Source organism: Klebsiella sp. Q11 (assembly GCF_964241505.1).
In the GTDB taxonomy this organism is placed as follows: Bacteria; Pseudomonadota; Gammaproteobacteria; order Enterobacterales; family Enterobacteriaceae; genus Klebsiella; species Klebsiella michiganensis.
In genome coordinates, this window is sequence record NZ_CAXSXW010000012.1 from 22,401 (window position 1) to 39,977 (window position 17,577).

Below are 17,577 nucleotides of genomic sequence, written 5' to 3' on the forward strand. Positions count from 1 at the left end.
CGCGCCTTGCCCGGGCTACAGGTTCACCGCCGTCTGCGGGCCGGTAGCCCGGACAGATGCGCAGCATCGCCTCCGGGAGATGATGCCGCTCTGCGCTATGCTCCCGGGGGCGGCGCTTGATGCGCCTTGCCCGGGCTACGGGTTCACCGCCGTCTGTGATCCGGTAGTCCGGACAGATGCGCAGCATCGCCGCCGGGAAATGATGCCACTCTGCGCTATGCTCCCGGGGGAGGCGCTCGACGCGCCTTGCCCGGGCTACAGGTTCACCGCCGTCTGCGGGCCGGTAGCCCGGACAGATGCGCAGCATCGCCTCCGGGAAATGATGCCGCTCTGCGCCCGGCACCGCCGTCTGCGGCCCGGATAACGCGCCGTCAGGCTGCCGAGACCACCGATTTTTGCAGCAGCCACTCGCGGAATACCTGTAAATGTCGGGATTCCGCTTTATCCTCCTGCCACGTCATAATGAAGCGGTTGCCGGTGCGAATCGGCACATCGCAGGGGATCACCATCTCACCGCTATCCAGGTCATGCTGAATGGCAAAACGCGGCAGCAGCGCCACCCCCAGGTTCGAACGCACCGCCGCAATCAGCATTGAGAGCAGGTCAAAACGCGGACCGATGTTGATCTGCGGGCTGGTGATATTCGACAGCGCAAACCACTCCTGCCAGCCGTGAATTCGCGTGCTTTGATGCAGCAGCGGAAACTCGCCCAGCAGTTCCTCGACCGCCAGCTTCTGCCCGGGTTCGGACAGCAGCCCGCAGCCGCACACCGGCAGAATTTCCTCTTCGAACAGATACTCAACCTCCGCCCACGGCGAGCAAAAATCCTCGCGCATAATGGCGGCATCGTACTCGCGGCTAAGAAAATCGCCAATATTAGCCAGCGAATGAATATTAACGATAATGCCCGGATGTAATTTATTAAACTCGCGCAGGTTGGGGATCAGCCAGTGGGTGCTAAAGGTAGGATTGACGGCCAGCTCAAGCACCTGCACCGTCGGTTGCCATGTCATAATGGAGTTGGTATCACGTTCCAGTTTGTTAAGCGTTTCCTTAACGATAGTCAAATAATGCTTGCCAGCCGCATTTAAAAAAATCCTTTTTTTAGCATGATTAAATAATGACGTATGGAGGAAATCCTCCAGCGCCGTGACCTGTCGGAACACGGCGCTTTGTGTTAAAGCCAACTCTTCCGCTGCTCGAGTATAACTTTCGTGGCGAGCCACAACCTCAAAGGTCACCAGTAATTCAGTTTTGGGGATTTTTCCTCTCATAACGTCTTCCATTTACGGCGTGCAAAAAATTGTTTAATAGATAAAAAAAGCGCGCAAGGACATCAGATTAGCCCCGGGTGTTATATTTTATTTTACCTTCAGATGTCATTGATCTATTCCATGATAAATGCACACTGTTATTGATCAAATAATAACCAATAATACCCAGGCACTACAATAAACACAATTTAAACAATGTGATTGCCATGCAAATAACAGCAATAAGTTGTCAATATTTTTTCACATTAACTTGTTTATTTGCGAAGTCAGTCGATGAGACGATGAAATTTAATTGCCCGCTGGTGAGCATAAATGAAAATTTTTCCGCGATCGGCCACACATTATGAGCGCTCCAGGAAAAATCTGTATTAACGATAAAACGGCGGCTAATCGACTTACCGTGAAGCGGCTGCGAGATGCCGATCGCGGAACGACTGCGGGCTGGTGCGATGAGCGGCGCGAAACACCCGACAAAAGTAGCTGGTTTGCGCAAACTGAAGCTTACGCGCTACGCTGTCTACCGAATATGACGGATCGCCAAGCAGTTCTCCGGCACGCTGCATTTTGCGCTGATTAACCCAGACTTTAAAATTCACCCCCTGGCGTTTTTTAAAAAAACGACTAAAATAATTTGCGCTTAAACAAACGTGAGCGGCGACGGCCTCTAAAGACAGCTCACCATATAAATTTTCATCAATATAGCGTAATGCCGACAGCAGTTTTATTTCATGCGACGATTTTTGCGAATAATAAAACTCTCTCTTATGCCACAACGGTTTCTCGTCCACTTCACTGTTTTCTGCAATCGCAGACATATTATTAACGATAAAATGCAGTAATCGTATCGCCGCCGCCCGATGCTGGTTGTCGGTCGCGTTATGATGGTCGCAAATAATATAACCGGATAATGTATTGTCCTGAATCAGCGGTAAGGCAAAGAAATTTAACCCACCATAGCCAGCAGGTAATCGATTGTCATTCGCCTCAATCACCGTGGTCTCCAGCCCGGTAGCCCGCGAAAAAAGCGCTGCCAGCGAGCTAAAGCCCTCCCATTGTTCATGCCTTTTCTTTCGCACCACATTATTCCCCACCGCCTTTTGCAAGCACTTAATATGCAAAATAGCGCGGATAAAAAGGATGATGCCGGACGCAAAAAATAATCTCATTTGAGCAGATGAATATGATTAAACGGCATGAAATCGCGGGCGAAAACGGCGTAACGCCTGATGGCGCAGCGGCAGGCAAAAAAAAGGCCATCATCAGATGGCCAACCATGTCGAAATTGGACCAGCCCTTAACCATGCAGAACGTCAGGGCTGTTTTTTTACTTATTACTTAATTACGGTTTTCAGCGCTTCGCCGATATCGGCCAGGCTGCGAACGGTCTTCACGCCAGCGGCTTCCAGCGCGGCGAATTTCTCATCCGCCGTCCCTTTACCACCGGCAATGATGGCGCCCGCGTGACCCATACGTTTGCCTTTCGGCGCGGTCACGCCGGCGATGTAGCCGACAACCGGTTTGGTCACGTGATCTTTGATGTAAGCGGCCGCTTCTTCTTCCGCGCTACCGCCGATCTCACCGATCATGACGATCGCTTCGGTCTGCGGATCTTCCTGGAACAGCTTCAGGATATCGATGAAGTTAGAGCCCGGGATCGGGTCGCCGCCGATGCCCACGCAGGTGGACTGGCCGAAGCCGTAATCAGTGGTCTGCTTAACCGCTTCATAGGTCAGGGTACCGGAACGGGAAACGATGCCCACTTTACCCGGCTGGTGAATGTGGCCCGGCATGATGCCGATTTTGCATTCGCCTGGGGTGATCACGCCCGGGCAGTTTGGCCCGATCATGCGCACGCCCGCTTCATCCAGCTTCACCTTCACGGTCAGCATATCCAGCGTCGGGATGCCTTCGGTGATAGTGATAATCAGCTTAATGCCTGCATCGATAGCTTCCAGGATGGAGTCTTTGCAGAACGGCGCCGGAACGTAGATAACGGATGCGGTTGCGCCGGTCGCTTCTACCGCTTCGCGCACGGTGTTGAACACCGGCAGGCCCAGATGGGTGGTGCCGCCTTTGCCCGGCGTTACGCCGCCAACCATTTGCGTACCGTAAGCGATGGCTTGTTCAGAGTGGAATGTACCCTGGCTACCGGTGAAGCCCTGGCAGATAACCTTGGTATCTTTATTAATTAAAACGGACATTATTTCCCCTCCACTGCGGCAACAACCTGCTGAGCTGCATCCGTCAGACTTTTCGCTGCAATAATATTCAGGCCGCTGTCAGCCAGTTTCTTCGCGCCCAGTTCGGCGTTGTTACCTTCCAGACGAACCACTACCGGGACGTTAACGCCCACTTCGGCTACCGCGCCGATGATGCCGTCGGCAATCAGGTCGCAGCGTACGATACCGCCGAAGATGTTAACCAGAACCGCTTTTACGTTGTCGTCAGAGAGGATGATTTTAAACGCTTCGGTGACGCGCTCTTTGGTTGCGCCGCCGCCAACGTCGAGGAAGTTAGCCGGTTCGCCGCCGTGCAGCTTAACGATGTCCATGGTGCCCATGGCCAGGCCCGCGCCGTTCACCATGCAGCCGATGTTGCCGTCCAGCGCGACGTAGTTCAGCTCCCACTGCGCCGCCTGAGCCTCGCGCGGGTCTTCCTGCGACTGGTCGCGCATTTCGCGCAGGTCCGGCTGGCGGAACAGCGCGTTGCCGTCAGCGCCCAGTTTACCGTCGAGACAGATCAGGTCGCCCTGCTTAGTGATCACCAGCGGGTTGATTTCAATCAGCGCCAGATCGCGCTCAAGGAAAATGGTCGCCAGGCCCATAAAGATTTTGGTGAACTGCTGAACCTGTTTACCTTCCAGACCCAGTTTGAACGCCAGTTCGCGGCCCTGGTAAGGCATCGGACCCGCCAGCGGATCGATGGCGATTTTGTGGATCAGGTGCGGGGTCTCTTCCGCCACTTTTTCGATTTCCACGCCGCCTTCGGTAGAGGCCATAAAGACCACGCGACGGGAGCTACGGTCAACAACCGCGCCCAGGTACAGCTCTTTATCAATATCGGTCGCCGCTTCAACCAGAATCTGGTTAACCGGCTGGCCGTTCGCATCTGTTTGATAGGTGACGAGGCGTTTGCCCAGCCAGTGTTCAGCAAATGCGCGAATGTCTTCTTTGCTCTTCACTACTTTCACACCGCCCGCTTTGCCGCGGCCACCAGCGTGAACCTGACATTTCACTACCCACGGACCCGCGCCGATTTTTGAAGCGGCTTCTTCTGCTTCACGCGGAGTAGTACAGGCATAACCCACCGGCGCCGGTAAGCCATAGCGGGCAAAGAGTTGTTTTGCCTGATATTCATGTAAGTTCATGTGTTCAGTCCATCCTTCAGGGAATAATTATAAACCTGTAGGCCTGATAACGGCGCTCGCGCGCTTTACCCGGCCTACGGTAGGTCATACTCTTGCTGACTACACGTCCAGCAGCAGACGAGTCGGGTCTTCCAGCAGCTCTTTAATCGCAACCAGGTAGCCAACCGACTCACGTCCGTCGATCAGACGATGGTCGTAGGAGAGCGCCAGGTACATCATCGGCAGAATTTCCACCTTACCATTCACCGCCATCGGACGATCTTTAATGGCATGCATACCCAGAATCGCGCTCTGCGGCGGGTTGATGATCGGCGTGGACATCAGAGAACCGAATACGCCGCCGTTGGTAATGGTGAAGTTACCGCCGGTCAGGTCGTCTACGGTCAGCTTGCCGTCGCGGCCTTTTACTGCCAGCTCTTTAATTTTCTTCTCGATCTCCGCCATGCCCAGCAGATCGACGTCGCGCAGAACCGGGGTGACCAGGCCGCGAGGCGTGGAGACCGCCATGCTGACGTCGAAATAGTTGTGGTACACCACGTCGTCGCCATCGATAGAGGCGTTCACTTCCGGATAGCGTTTCAGCGCTTCCACGACCGCCTTCACGTAGAAGGACATGAAGCCCAGGCGGATACCGTGACGTTTTTCAAACGCGTCACCGTACTGCTTACGCAGATCCATAATCGGCTTCATGTTGACTTCGTTGAAGGTCGTCAGCATGGCGGTGGAGTTTTTCGCTTCCAGCAGACGCTCGGCAACGCGTTTGCGCAGACGGGTCATCGGCACGCGTTTTTCCGAGCGGTTGCCCAGTTGCGCCGCCGGAGCAGCAGCAGCGGGTGCAGCCGCCGGCGCTTCAGCTTTAGCCGGCGCGCTCGCCAGATGCTTCTCCACGTCTTCACGGGTCAGGCGGCCGCCAACGCCGGTGCCTTTAATGGCCGCCGCGTCGAGACTGTGTTCCGCCAGCAGACGGCGAATCGCCGGGCTCAGCGCATCGTTGTTTTGTTCTTCCAGAGAAGCCTGCTGGCGCTGGGCCGGCGTCGACTCTTTGGCGTCGGCTTTCGCACCGGACTCTTTGCCCGCGCTGTTGCCTTCACGCAGGCGGCCCAGGATCTGACGAGAGAGCACGGTAGCGCCTTCGTCTTCAATCACCGCGTCCAGAATGCCATCCGCTGAAGCCGGTACTTCCAGTACCACTTTGTCAGTTTCGATTTCTACCAGCACTTCGTCACGAACAACCGCATCGCCCGGTTTTTTATGCCAGGTGGCAACCGTTGCGTCAGCTACGGACTCAGGCAGGTCGGGAACCAGAATATCTACGCTACTCATTATGTATCCTTTAATTAATCGACGTTCAGCGCGTCATTGACCAGATCTTGTTGCTGTTTCTGGTGAACGGACAGGTATCCTACCGCCGGAGAGGCGGAGGCCGGGCGGCCTGCATAACGCAGAGAGGCCCCAAACGGAATCACTTCACGGAAGTGATGCTGGCTGCAGTACCACGCGCCCTGGTTGAGCGGTTCTTCCTGACACCAGACAAAATCATGCACGTGCGCATACGGTTTCAGCGCTTCCTGTACCGCCTGGTGCGGGAACGGGTAGAGCTGCTCTATGCGAACGATAGCGACATCTTTTTGCTCTTTCTTGCGGCGCTGTTCCAGCAGGTCGTAATAAACCTTACCAGAGCACAGCACAACACGCTTCACGGCTTTCGGGTCGAGATCGTCGATTTCACCGATTGCCGGCTGGAAGGTGCCGTTAGCCAGTTCGTCCATGCTCGATACCGCCAGCGGGTGACGCAGCAGCGATTTCGGCGACATCACGATCAGCGGGCGACGCATACCGCGCAGCGCCTGACGACGCAGCATATGGTAAACCTGCGCCGGCGTGGACGGTACGCAAACCTGCATGTTCTGCTCGGCGCAGAGCTGCAGATAGCGTTCCAGACGCGCGGAGGAGTGCTCCGGCCCCTGGCCTTCGTAGCCGTGCGGCAGCAGCATCACCAGACCGCACATACGGCCCCACTTCTGCTCGCCGGAGCTGATGAACTGGTCGATAACCACCTGCGCGCCGTTGGCGAAGTCGCCGAACTGCGCTTCCCAGATGGTCAGAGTACGCGGCTCTGCGGTGGCATAGCCGTATTCAAACGCCAGGACCGCTTCTTCCGACAGCACGGAGTCCCAGACTTTAAAATGGCCCTGACCGTTGTGGACGTGCTGCAGCGGCGTATAGGTTGAACCATTTTTCTGGTTATGGATCACCGCATGGCGGTGGAAGAAGGTCCCGCGCCCGGAGTCTTCGCCGGAAAGACGCACCGAAATACCTTCATCGACCAGCGTGGCGTAGGCGAGGTTTTCCGCGCCGCCCCAGTCGAACAGCTTCTCGCCGGCGGCCATTGCCTGACGATCGCCATAGATTTTCGCGACGCGCGACTGCATCTCAACGGCTTCCGGCACCGTACTGATGCGTTTCGCCAGCTCCTGCAGACGCTTAGGTTCAACTTTGTCCGGATAGCTCTCATCCCACTCGTGGTTGAGGTACGGGGACCAGGTAAAGGAGTGCATGTTCATCGGACGCCACTCCTGCACCACGCATTCGCCGGCATCCAGCGCGTCGCGGTAGAGGTTAACCTGCTCGGTAGCGTCTTCCAGCGTCGCGACCTTATCGGCTTCCAGCTTGTCAGCGTAGATTTTGCGCGGGGTCGGATGCTTTTTGATTTTCTGATACATCAGCGGCTGGGTTGCGCTCGGCTCGTCGGCTTCGTTATGGCCGTGACGGCGGTAGCACACCAGGTCAATGAAGACATCGCGTTTGAAGGTATTACGGAAATCCAGCGCCAGGCGGGTCACGAAAGCGACCGCTTCCGGGTCATCGGCGTTGACGTGGAAAATCGGCGACTGCACCATCTTACCGATGTCGGTGCAGTACGGGGTAGAACGCGCATCCAGCGGGTTAGACGTGGTGAATCCCACCTGGTTGTTAATCACGATGCGTACGGTACCGCCCACTTCGTAACCGCGCGCTTTGGACATGTTCAGGGTTTCCTGAACCACGCCCTGGCCGGTGACCGCGGCGTCGCCGTGAATGGTGATCGGCAGAACTTTGTTGCTGCTCGGTTCGTCGAGACGATCGAGGCGAGCGCGTACGGAGCCGATAACCACCGGGCTGACGATTTCCAGGTGCGACGGGTTAAACGCCAGCGCCAGGTGCACCAGGCCGCCTTCGGTTTCCATGTCGGACGAGAAGCCCATGTGGTACTTCACGTCACCGGTACCGAGGTGTTCTTTATGTTTACCGGCAAATTCGTCGAACAGGTCCTGCGGTTTTTTACCCAGCACGTTGACCAGTACGTTCAGACGACCGCGGTGCGCCATGCCCAGCACCACTTCGCGGGTGCCGCTCTTACCCGCGTGGCGGATAATCTCTTTGAGCATCGGGATCAGCGCATCCCCGCCTTCCAGCGAGAAGCGTTTCGCGCCCGGGAATTTCGCCCCGAGGTAGCGTTCGAGGCCTTCCGCCGCGGTCAGCTCGCTCAGGAAGCGTTTTTTCTCTTCGGCGCTAAAGCTCGCTTTGCCTGCTACCGACTCGATACGCTGCTGGATCCAGCGTTTTTCTTCGGTAGAAGTAATGTGCATATATTCCGCGCCGATGGAGCCGCAATAGGTTTGCTTCAGGGCGGAGATCAGATCGCCCAGCTTCATCGTGTCTTTACCGATGGCAAAAGAACCTACGTTATAGATCTCCTGGAAATCGGCCTCGGTCAGATCGTGGTATGCCGGATCGAGATCCGCCACTCTCTCTTGCTGCCACAGTCCCAGCGGATCGAGATTCGCATGCTGGTGACCACGGAAGCGGTATGCGTTGATGAGCTGCAGGACTTTAACCTGCTTCACATTGGTGTCAGGGTCGGAAATCGAAGAAGTGTAACGCGAGGCATCCTTCGCCAGGCGGCGGAAATAATCACGCGTTTTGGAATGAAATTGATCCGGTTTGACTCCGGTGCCAGGTAACTGCTGGAACATAGAACGCCAGTTGGCGTCAACAGAGTCAGGATCGGTTAAGAAGTCTTCATAGAGCTGTTCTATCCAGCTCTGGTTCGAACCAGAGAGGTAAGAAGAGTCCAGCCAGGCTTTCATTGCGCCGTTCTGCATCGTGATCCCTTAAGCATTTATATGCTTATTTCGCCGTAGAAACTACCACGCACAGAAGTTGTACGTGCCGGGGTTCACTTGTTGCGGATGAGTTGTGGTTTCGTCCGCTAAGGAACCTTTAAAAACTGCCATTAATCTTCGGCGTTCAGGCTGCGGTTGCGTTAGCTGCCTTCACTTACCCCGGTCACATAGTTCACTATGCTCCCGGGGATGCGTTCAGTTGCCGCCTTACCTCGCTCTGAACGCCTTGATTACTGGTACATATTTGGCGGTTTTTAAAGATTTCCTGCTATATCCCCCGGCGGCGCGAACGCTGCCGGGGCTACTGCTTTTGGTAGCCCGGATAAGCGCTAGCGCCATCCGGGGCAGACCGGGTTACTTACGCACTGCGCTGCAGCAGCATCGACTTAATATGGCCGATGGCGCGCGTCGGGTTCAGCCCCTTAGGACACACACTGACGCAGTTCATAATGCTGTGACAGCGGAATACGCTGAAAGCATCGCTCAGCCCTTCGAGGCGCTCGCTGGTTTCGGTATCGCGGCTGTCGATCAGGAAGCGATACGCGGCCAGCAGGCCGGCCGGGCCGATAAACTTGTCCGGGTTCCACCAGAACGACGGGCAAGACGTTGAACAACATGCGCAGAGAATACACTCGTACAAACCATCGAGTTTCTCACGCTGCTCTGGCGACTGCAGATGCTCGCGAGCCGGAGGATTTTGCCCATTATTCAACAAGTAAGGCTTAATCTTCTCATATTGTGCATAGAATTGCCCCATGTCTACCACCAAATCACGGATAACCGGTAATCCTGGCAGCGGACGGATAACAATTTTCTTACCCGGCTGATTCAGCGCGGAGATCGGCGTGATGCACGCCAGACCATTTTTCCCGTTCATGTTCAGACCGTCGGAGCCACAAACCCCTTCACGGCAGGAGCGGCGGAACGACAGCGACGGGTCTTTCTCTTTCAGCTGGATTAACGCGTCCAGCAGCATCATGTCGCGACCCTCTTCCGCTTCCAGGGTGTAATCCTGCATGCGCGGAGCATCGTCTACGTCCGGGTTATAACGATAAACTGAAAACTCGAGTTTCATATTCCTGTCTCCGCATTAATAAGTACGAATCTTCGGCGGGAATGCCGGACGCAGCTTCGGTTCCATATTGACGCTACGACGCGTCATGGATTCCGACTCTGGCAGATACAGGGAATGGCACAGCCAGTTTTCATCATCACGATCCGGGAAGTCGAAGCGGCTATGCGCGCCGCGGCTTTCGGTACGGTAGTTCGCAGACATCGCGGTGGCGTAAGCGGTTTCCATCAGGTTATCCAGCTCCAGGCACTCAACGCGCTGGGTGTTGAACTCGCTGGAAGTATCATCCAGGCGGGCGTTTTTCAGACGCTCGCGGATGGCTTTCAGCTGCTCAAGGCCCTTCGCCATTGCATCCCCTTCGCGGAAGACCGAGAAGTTATGCTGCATACACTCTTGCAGCGCTTTGCGGATTTCGACCGGGTCTTCACCATTCCGGTTGCCGTTCCAGCGGTTCAAACGTTCCAGAGAAGCGTCGATCTCTTCATCCGTCGCGTCGCGCAGTACGCCCTGCTCGGCGATAGACTCTTGCAGGTGCAGACCCACCGCGCGGCCAAAGACCACCAGGTCAAGCAGCGAGTTGCCGCCCAGACGGTTCGCGCCGTGTACCGATACGCAGGCGATTTCGCCTACCGCGAACAGTCCCGGAATAACCACATCTTCGCCCTGCTCGTTGACGGTCAGCGCCTGTCCGCTCACTTTGGTCGGAATACCGCCCATCATATAGTGGCAGGTTGGGATAACCGGAATCGGCTCTTTTACCGGGTCGACGTGGGCAAAGGTGCGGGAGAGCTCCAGGATACCCGGCAGGCGGGATTCCAGCACTTCTTTACCGAGGTGATCGAGCTTCAGCTTGGCGTGCGGGCCCCACGGACCATCGCAGCCGCGACCTTCACGGATTTCGATCATGATGGAACGCGCCACCACGTCGCGACCCGCCAGGTCTTTCGCATTCGGGGCATAACGTTCCATGAAACGTTCGCCGTGTTTGTTCAGCAGGTAGCCGCCTTCACCACGGCAGCCTTCTGTCACCAGAACGCCCGCCCCGGCGATACCGGTCGGGTGGAACTGCCACATTTCCATATCCTGCACCGGCACGCCGGCGCGGATCGCCATACCAACGCCGTCGCCGGTATTAATATGGGCATTGGTGGTGGACTGGTAGATACGACCAGCGCCGCCGGTAGCCAGCACGGTGGCGCGAGCCTTGAAGTAAACCACTTCACCGGTTTCGATACACAGGGCGGTACAACCGACCACCGCGCCATCGGCGTTTTTCACCAGATCCAGCGCGTACCACTCGGAGAAAATAGTGGTGTGATTCTTCAGGTTCTGTTGATAGAGAGTGTGCAGCAGCGCGTGACCGGTACGGTCAGCCGCCGCAGCGGTACGTGCCGCCTGCTCGCCGCCGAAGTTTTTCGACTGGCCGCCGAACGGACGCTGATAAATCGTGCCATTTTCTAGGCGCGAGAACGGCAGACCCATATGATCCAGCTCCAGAATCGCTTCCGGGCCGGTTTTACACATGTATTCGATGGCGTCCTGATCGCCAATGTAGTCCGACCCCTTAACGGTGTCGTACATATGCCATTCCCAGTTATCTTCATGGGTATTACCGAGCGCGACGGTGATACCACCCTGCGCGGAAACGGTATGGGAACGGGTCGGAAAAACTTTAGAGAGCAGCGCACAGGTCTGGCCGCTCTGGGAAATCTGCAGCGCCGCGCGCATACCTGCGCCGCCGGCACCAATGACAACTGCATCAAATTCTCTGACAGGCAATTTCATTACACACCCCACACCACAACAAATCCATAAAGAACGTAAGCCACCAGCGCAACAACGATCAGCAGTTGCAGAATTAAGCGCACGGCCAGTGGTTTAACGTAGTCCGTTAATACCTGCCACATCCCGATCCAGGCGTGGATCAGAATGGAAACGAGAGCCAGCAGGGTGAAGACTTTAGTGAACGCGGAGGAGAAAAAGCCCGTCCAGACTTCCCATGAAATTTCACCGGTGGTGGCAAAGAAGCCAACCATATAGATGATGTAGAGGGTCAGAACGATAGCGGTAGCACGGACCAGAATAAAGTCATGTACGCCGTTGCGTCCTAGTGCTGAGGCGTTGCTTACCATACGAGGACTCCTGCGAGAAGTGAAAGCACGACAGTAATAACAAAAGAAATTTTGGCGGAGCGTGTCCCTACTTCGAGGGTTTCTTCAAGGTAGCCAAAATCCATCAGCAGGTGGCGAATACCGACCACCGCGTGATACGCCAGCGCGGTCAGGATGCCCCACATGATGAACTTCACAAAGAAGCTATCCATAATGGATGCCGCAGTGAGAAAACCTTCGGGAGAGGAAAGGCTGGTGCCCAGCAGCCAAAGCAGAATCCCGATCGCCACGAAGGTGATCACTCCGGATACGCGATGGAGAATGGACGCTATCGCCGTGATTGGGAACCGGATCGTTTGCAGATCCAGATTGACAGGTCTTTGTTTTTTCACATTTCTTACCATGAATAACGCCCACATGCTGTTCTTATTGTTTCCTTCCTCCGGTCTGCTTGCGGGTCAGACAGCGTCCTTATCTATAACTAAAAGTCATGTTAAAACGCCTTTCCAGGAGTTAAAGCGTGACAAAATAACGCTGGGTGGCTCGGGATTGCAGGGTGTTCCGGAGACCTGGCGGCAGTATAGGCCGTTCACAAAATCATTACAATTAACCTACATATAGTTTGTCGGGTTTTCTCCCGAACAGTGATCCATGTCACGATAACAACATATTTTTAATTTTTAATCATCTGATTTGACAAATATTAAACATTATTGTTACAACCATTACCAGATAAATGCAATAATACGCAAAAGTTATGGGGTCACTCTTTTACCTGAGAATAAGTTATGCAACAGTGAGAGAGTATTGACCGATGTAATCAGGACAGTTATTAGTGGTATATAGTTTTATAATATTCGGGCTGCTAAAACGCTGATTTGCTGTTGTTTCGTCGTAGGCTGAAGACGTACCATCAAGCGCCCTTGCTCTGTACCCTGCCCTTTTCGCGACGCAGAGCGATGTGCAACATAACAAACTGGTAATGTCATCTGCTACGGGCTGAATGCAAATCCACCACCCGGCAGCCTTAAGCAATAAAGGCGCTAAGGAGACCATAAATGTCTGATGCTAAAGCAAAAATCACCCTGGGTGGTGATACTGCTATCGAACTGGATGTGCTAAAGGGCACGCTCGGTCAGGATGTTATTGATATTCGTAGTCTTGGTTCAAAAGGCGTGTTTACTTTTGACCCTGGTTTTACCTCCACCGCATCCTGCGAATCTAAAATCACCTTTATCGACGGTGATGAAGGTATCCTGCTGCACCGCGGTTTCCCGATCGATCAGTTAGCAACCGACTCCAACTATCTGGAAGTATGCTACATCCTGCTGAACGGTGAGAAGCCGACCCAGGCCCAGTACGACGAATTCAAAACCATCGTTACCCGCCACACCATGATTCACGAACAGATTACCCGTCTGTTCCACGCGTTCCGCCGCGATTCTCACCCGATGGCCGTCATGTGCGGTATCACCGGTGCGCTGGCCGCGTTCTATCACGATTCGCTGGATGTGAATAACCCACGCCACCGCGATATCGCCGCATTCCGCCTGCTCTCCAAAATGCCGACGATGGCGGCAATGTGTTACAAATACTCTATCGGCCAGCCTTTCGTTTATCCGCGCAACGACCTCTCCTACGCGGGTAACTTCCTGAATATGATGTTCTCCACGCCGTGTGAAAAATATGAAGTGAATCCAATTCTGGAACGCGCCATGGACCGTATCCTGATCCTGCACGCCGACCACGAACAGAACGCTTCAACGTCCACCGTACGTACCGCCGGCTCTTCCGGCGCGAACCCGTTTGCCTGCATCGCTGCGGGTATTGCCTCCCTGTGGGGACCGGCACACGGCGGCGCCAACGAAGCGGCGCTGAAGATGCTCGAAGAGATCAGCTCCGTTGAACACATTCCGGAATTCGTCCGTCGCGCGAAAGACAAAAACGACTCTTTCCGCCTGATGGGCTTTGGCCACCGCGTGTACAAAAATTACGACCCGCGCGCCACCGTTATGCGTGAGACCTGCCACGAAGTGCTGAAAGAGCTCGGTACCAAAGACGATCTGCTGGAAGTGGCCATGGAGCTTGAGCACATCGCGCTCAACGACCCGTACTTCATCGAGAAGAAACTCTACCCGAACGTCGATTTCTACTCCGGTATCATCCTCAAAGCGATGGGCATTCCGTCTTCTATGTTTACCGTTATCTTCGCGATGGCGCGTACCGTGGGCTGGATTGCGCACTGGAACGAAATGCACAGCGACGGCATGAAAATCGCCCGTCCGCGCCAGCTGTATACCGGCTACGAAAAGCGCGATTTCAAAAACGATATCGCCCGTTAAGAGGGCTATCGCAGCGACAAAAAACGCGCCTGAAGGCGCGTTTTTTTATTGCTGACATCCCGGGCACCAGTAAAACGGCCGCGACGATAGCATCGTTCTCTCGATTATTCCGCCGCAGCGCTCGCAGGCCTCCCCTTCGCGATGAAAAACCTTAAAGCGAAACAGCGCGCCGTGGTGCTTATTCTCGTCCACCAGACCGCGGGTGTTGTAGGACAAGCGCGGGATCTCCAGCAGCGCATGCGCCAGCGCATCAAGCTGTTTTTCATCCAGTTCAGAGGCTTTATGCCGCCCGGTCAGCCCCACCTGCCAGAGGATCTCCACGCGCAGATAGTTACCTAATCCGGCAAGAAACGCCTGATCCAGCAGCAGACCGGAGAACTGGCGGTTGCGGAATTTCGCCGACAGCAGCCGCGCTTTGACCTGTTCAACGCTAAGGCGCATATCGAGCACATCCGGCCCGACCCGCAGCAAAAACGGATGGCGGGCGAGCTGCTCGGCCGTCAGCATCTCAATATCAGAGGCGCTGTAGAGCAAAATCGCCCTGCGCGCGGTCTGCAGCCGAACGCGCAGAACGCGCGTCGTTTCAGGCTGCGCCCCCGCGTCCACCACTCGCCAGACGCCGTACAGCTGATTGTGGCTATACAGCGTTAGCCCGCCGGAGAAGTGGGTCAGCAACGCCTTACCGCGAGTTTCAATGTGCGTCACTCGCTGGCCGACCAGCTGAGATTGGTAATGTTGTAACTGCGGGAAGGCGAACCACGCCCCGGTCAGGGGTTCGCCTTTAATCGCCGCTTCCAGGCTATCCGCCGCGCGGCGAATTTCCGGACCTTCCGGCATAATCTTGTCCTTGTGTTAATGCGTTGCCCCACCGCCGACTTTCACATCGCCATCCTGCTGCAGGGCAACAGCGATGGCCGTTTCCAGCGCGGCCTGCACCGTCTCTACCGCCATACTGGCTTCGCCGGGATGAGCCGCGGCCTGCTCCGGCAAATACGGAATATGGATAAACCCGCCCTTCGCGCCGCTGCGATGACGCAGGCTGTGCAGCAGGCCGTACATCACGTGATTACAGACAAACGTCCCCGCCGTCTGCGACACCGACGCCGGGATCCCCCGGCTGCGCAGGGCGGTGACGATCGCTTTGATCGGCAGCGTACTGAAGTACGCCGCCGGCCCGCCGGCAGCGATCGGTACGTCGATCGGCTGCAGGCCTTTATTGTCCGGGATCCGCGCATCATCGACGTTGATCGCCACCCGTTCAACGGTGATGTCGACGCGACCGCCCGCCTGGCCAATCGCCAGGGTCAGGACGGGATCCAGCTCATCCAGCGCGGCGTTCAGCGCCGTCAGAGCGTCGCCAAAGACGCACGGCAGCTGCCGCGCCGCTACCGGCTGTCCGCCGATAATAGCGCCATCCAGCCGCTTTACCACTTCCCACGAAGGGTTAACCGCTTCGCCGCCGAACGGCTCAAAACCGGTAATTAACACGCCAGCCATGATCCCTCCTTACAGGAACATCAGGAAATAGAGCAAAAATACGTTCACGATAAGCAGCATAACGCCGGTCGGCACCTGGGCTTTGATGACCGCGTTTTTATCCGGCAGCTCCAGCAGCGCGGCAGGCACGATATTGAAGTTCGCCGCCATGGGCGTCATCAGGGTACCGCAGTAGCCGGAGAACATGCCAATGGCCGCCATCACCGCCGGGTTCCCCCCGTGCTGCAGCACCAGAATCGGGATCCCGACTCCCGCCGTCACGATAGGAAACGCGGCGAAAGCGTTGCCCATTACCATCGTCAGCAGCGCCATTCCCAGGGTATAGACGGCAACGGCGATAAACCGGCTGTCTACCGCCAGGTAGTGCTGCGTCAGCAGGGAGATGCTGTTGCCAACGCCGGCGGCGGTAAACAGCAGCCCGAGCACCGCGAGGATCTGCGGCAAAATAAACGCCCAGCCCACCGAATCCAGCAGGCGGCGGGCTTCCTGTAACGGCTGCGCGGCCGTTTCATGGGTCATGCGGATAGCCATCACCAGGCCGAGCAGCGTGCCCGCGGTCATCGAAAACAGCGTGATCAGCGTGGCGTGATTGCCCGGACCAAAGATAGCGACCTGCAGCGAGGGGAGATTATTAAACAGCAGCACGCCGATCACCGTCACCACCGGGATCGCCAGCGCCGGGAAAAACAGCCGGTTGCCAAGACGCGCGGCGCTGGCGGTACGTTCTTCCTGCGAGCGCTGATGATAGCGACCGAGGCGCACGCCGCCAAAACCGGCGATCAGCGCCAGCACCACCACCACCACGCCAACGCCGATATTAACGGCCCGCTTGTCGCCGACCAGCTCATAGGTCCAGTCGCCAAACAGAAACACCAGGCCATAGAGCCCCCAGAACAGACCGGTTGTCAGCCTGCGCGGGTTGGCCTTATCGCGCCATGACATCACCGCCACCACCAGCAGAACCGCGCCCGCCAGCCAGTACAGCCAGGTTTGCTGAAAATTCATGCGGCACCGCCTTTCGCCTGCCCGGCGTTAACCTTGTCCAGCTCGCGCTGGAGATGGCGGTCGAGGCGCCACAGGCGGGCGGAGTGGATCAGGAAGGCGCAGACCGCCGTTGGGATCCCCCACAGGGCGATATGCAGCGGCTCGGTCTGAATGCCGCCCGACTCCAGCATAAAGTTATGCATAAAGATAATCGCCCCGAAGGCGACGAAAATATCTTCCCCGAAGAACAGGCCCACGTTGTCGGTCGCCGCCGACATCGCGCGCAGACGATAGCGCACCTCGCCGGGCAAGGCGCCGAAGTTTTTCTCCGCCGCCCCTTCCGCCATCGGCGCCAGCAGCGGGCGCACCATCTGCGGATGACCACCCAGGCTGGTGAGGCCCATCGCCGCGGTCACTTCACGAACGAACAGATAGACGATAAGCAGACGACCGGCGGTGGCGCTGCGGATCTTCGCGATCCACGTCTGCGCGCGCTCTTTCAGACCGTGCCGCTCCAGCAGGCCAATCACCGCCAGCGGCAGCAGCAGAATAAACGGCAGGTTGCGGGTATTAAGAAATCCTTCTCCCAGCTTTTCCAGAATGGTCGCGATCGGCATATGCGCCGTCAGACCCGTGATGATCCCGGACACAATAACCACCAGTACCGGGTTAAAACGCAGAACAAATCCGACCACGATCGCAGCAATGCCGATCAGTGGCCAGAGAGATAATGACTCTCCCATAGTTACATCCTGTATGTTGTT

16 protein-coding genes are annotated in these 17,577 nt (G+C 56.3%); 2 read left to right on the forward strand and 14 right to left on the reverse strand.

The window, feature by feature from the left end; genetic code table 11:
- Positions 1-371 precede the first annotated feature (371 nt).
- A complete protein-coding gene (locus ACESQ2_RS19275; protein ID WP_004848928.1) occupies positions 372-1,274 on the reverse strand; it encodes a LysR family transcriptional regulator in 903 nt (300 codons plus the stop codon).
- Between the two features lie 395 nt (positions 1,275-1,669).
- Positions 1,670-2,440 carry an AraC family transcriptional regulator gene (locus ACESQ2_RS19280; protein ID WP_285924769.1) on the reverse strand — a complete coding sequence of 257 codons (771 nt, stop codon included), beginning with the start codon at positions 2,438-2,440 and terminating at the stop codon, positions 1,670-1,672.
- A gap of 14 nt (positions 2,441-2,454) precedes the next feature.
- Here ACESQ2_RS19280 and ACESQ2_RS19285 point away from each other — a divergent pair, with 14 nt between their 5' ends.
- Positions 2,455-2,613: a hypothetical protein gene (locus ACESQ2_RS19285; RefSeq protein WP_014228444.1), complete on the forward strand. Its 159-nt coding sequence runs from the start codon at positions 2,455-2,457 to the stop codon at positions 2,611-2,613.
- Here ACESQ2_RS19285 and sucD read toward each other — a convergent pair.
- The 8 genes from sucD to sdhC form a co-directional block, all read right to left on the reverse strand.
- The gene (gene sucD, locus ACESQ2_RS19290) at positions 2,606-3,475 is read right to left on the reverse strand and encodes a succinate--CoA ligase subunit alpha (RefSeq protein WP_004100288.1); all 870 of its coding nucleotides are present in this window, start codon (positions 3,473-3,475) and stop codon (positions 2,606-2,608) included. The genes ACESQ2_RS19285 and sucD overlap by 8 nt on opposite strands.
- On the reverse strand, positions 3,475-4,641 hold the full coding sequence (sucC, locus tag ACESQ2_RS19295) for an ADP-forming succinate--CoA ligase subunit beta (protein ID WP_004848923.1): 1,167 nt from the start codon (positions 4,639-4,641) through the stop codon (positions 3,475-3,477). The genes sucD and sucC overlap by 1 nt, the downstream gene beginning before the upstream one ends.
- A gap of 99 nt (positions 4,642-4,740) precedes the next feature.
- Entirely contained in the window at positions 4,741-5,964 is a 1,224-nt protein-coding gene (gene odhB, locus ACESQ2_RS19300; protein WP_046878540.1) for a 2-oxoglutarate dehydrogenase complex dihydrolipoyllysine-residue succinyltransferase, read from the reverse strand.
- Between the two features lie 14 nt (positions 5,965-5,978).
- Complete coding sequence (gene sucA / locus ACESQ2_RS19305; RefSeq protein WP_004130528.1) at positions 5,979-8,786, reverse strand: 2-oxoglutarate dehydrogenase E1 component; 2,808 nt, start codon at positions 8,784-8,786, stop codon at positions 5,979-5,981.
- A 379-nt stretch (positions 8,787-9,165) separates the two neighbouring features.
- Positions 9,166-9,882, reverse strand: coding sequence for a succinate dehydrogenase iron-sulfur subunit SdhB (sdhB, locus tag ACESQ2_RS19310; protein ID WP_004130526.1), 717 nt, complete (start codon positions 9,880-9,882; stop codon positions 9,166-9,168).
- A 15-nt stretch (positions 9,883-9,897) separates the two neighbouring features.
- Positions 9,898-11,664 carry a succinate dehydrogenase flavoprotein subunit gene (gene sdhA, locus ACESQ2_RS19315; protein ID WP_025106368.1) on the reverse strand — a complete coding sequence of 589 codons (1,767 nt, stop codon included), beginning with the start codon at positions 11,662-11,664 and terminating at the stop codon, positions 9,898-9,900.
- Positions 11,664-12,011 carry a succinate dehydrogenase membrane anchor subunit gene (sdhD, locus tag ACESQ2_RS19320; RefSeq protein WP_004100278.1) on the reverse strand — a complete coding sequence of 116 codons (348 nt, stop codon included), beginning with the start codon at positions 12,009-12,011 and terminating at the stop codon, positions 11,664-11,666. The genes sdhA and sdhD overlap by 1 nt, the downstream gene beginning before the upstream one ends.
- Positions 12,005-12,409 (reverse strand): succinate dehydrogenase cytochrome b556 subunit, encoded by a 405-nt coding sequence (gene sdhC, locus ACESQ2_RS19325; RefSeq protein ID WP_014837839.1) that lies wholly within the window; start codon positions 12,407-12,409, stop codon positions 12,005-12,007. The genes sdhD and sdhC overlap by 7 nt, the downstream gene beginning before the upstream one ends.
- A 639-nt stretch (positions 12,410-13,048) precedes the next feature.
- Between sdhC and gltA the strand changes: the two genes are divergently transcribed.
- Positions 13,049-14,332, forward strand: coding sequence for a citrate synthase (gene gltA, locus ACESQ2_RS19330; RefSeq protein ID WP_004100276.1), 1,284 nt, complete (start codon positions 13,049-13,051; stop codon positions 14,330-14,332).
- A 45-nt stretch (positions 14,333-14,377) separates the two neighbouring features.
- On the opposite strand, the gene nei is transcribed toward gltA, so the two are convergent.
- The 4 genes from nei to ACESQ2_RS19350 are packed head-to-tail and all read right to left on the reverse strand — an operon-like array spanning position 14,378 to position 17,556.
- Positions 14,378-15,169 carry an endonuclease VIII gene (nei, locus tag ACESQ2_RS19335; protein ID WP_373171120.1) on the reverse strand — a complete coding sequence of 264 codons (792 nt, stop codon included), beginning with the start codon at positions 15,167-15,169 and terminating at the stop codon, positions 14,378-14,380.
- A 15-nt stretch (positions 15,170-15,184) separates the two neighbouring features.
- Positions 15,185-15,829, reverse strand: a complete 645-nt coding sequence (pcp, locus tag ACESQ2_RS19340) for a pyroglutamyl-peptidase I (protein WP_014228439.1) — start codon at positions 15,827-15,829, stop codon at positions 15,185-15,187.
- A 9-nt stretch (positions 15,830-15,838) separates the two neighbouring features.
- Complete coding sequence (locus tag ACESQ2_RS19345) at positions 15,839-16,834, reverse strand: DUF979 domain-containing protein (RefSeq protein ID WP_025106370.1); 996 nt, start codon at positions 16,832-16,834, stop codon at positions 15,839-15,841.
- Positions 16,831-17,556 (reverse strand): DUF969 domain-containing protein, encoded by a 726-nt coding sequence (locus tag ACESQ2_RS19350; protein ID WP_004130515.1) that lies wholly within the window; start codon positions 17,554-17,556, stop codon positions 16,831-16,833. The genes ACESQ2_RS19345 and ACESQ2_RS19350 overlap by 4 nt, the downstream gene beginning before the upstream one ends.
- Positions 17,557-17,577: the final 21 nt, after the last annotated feature.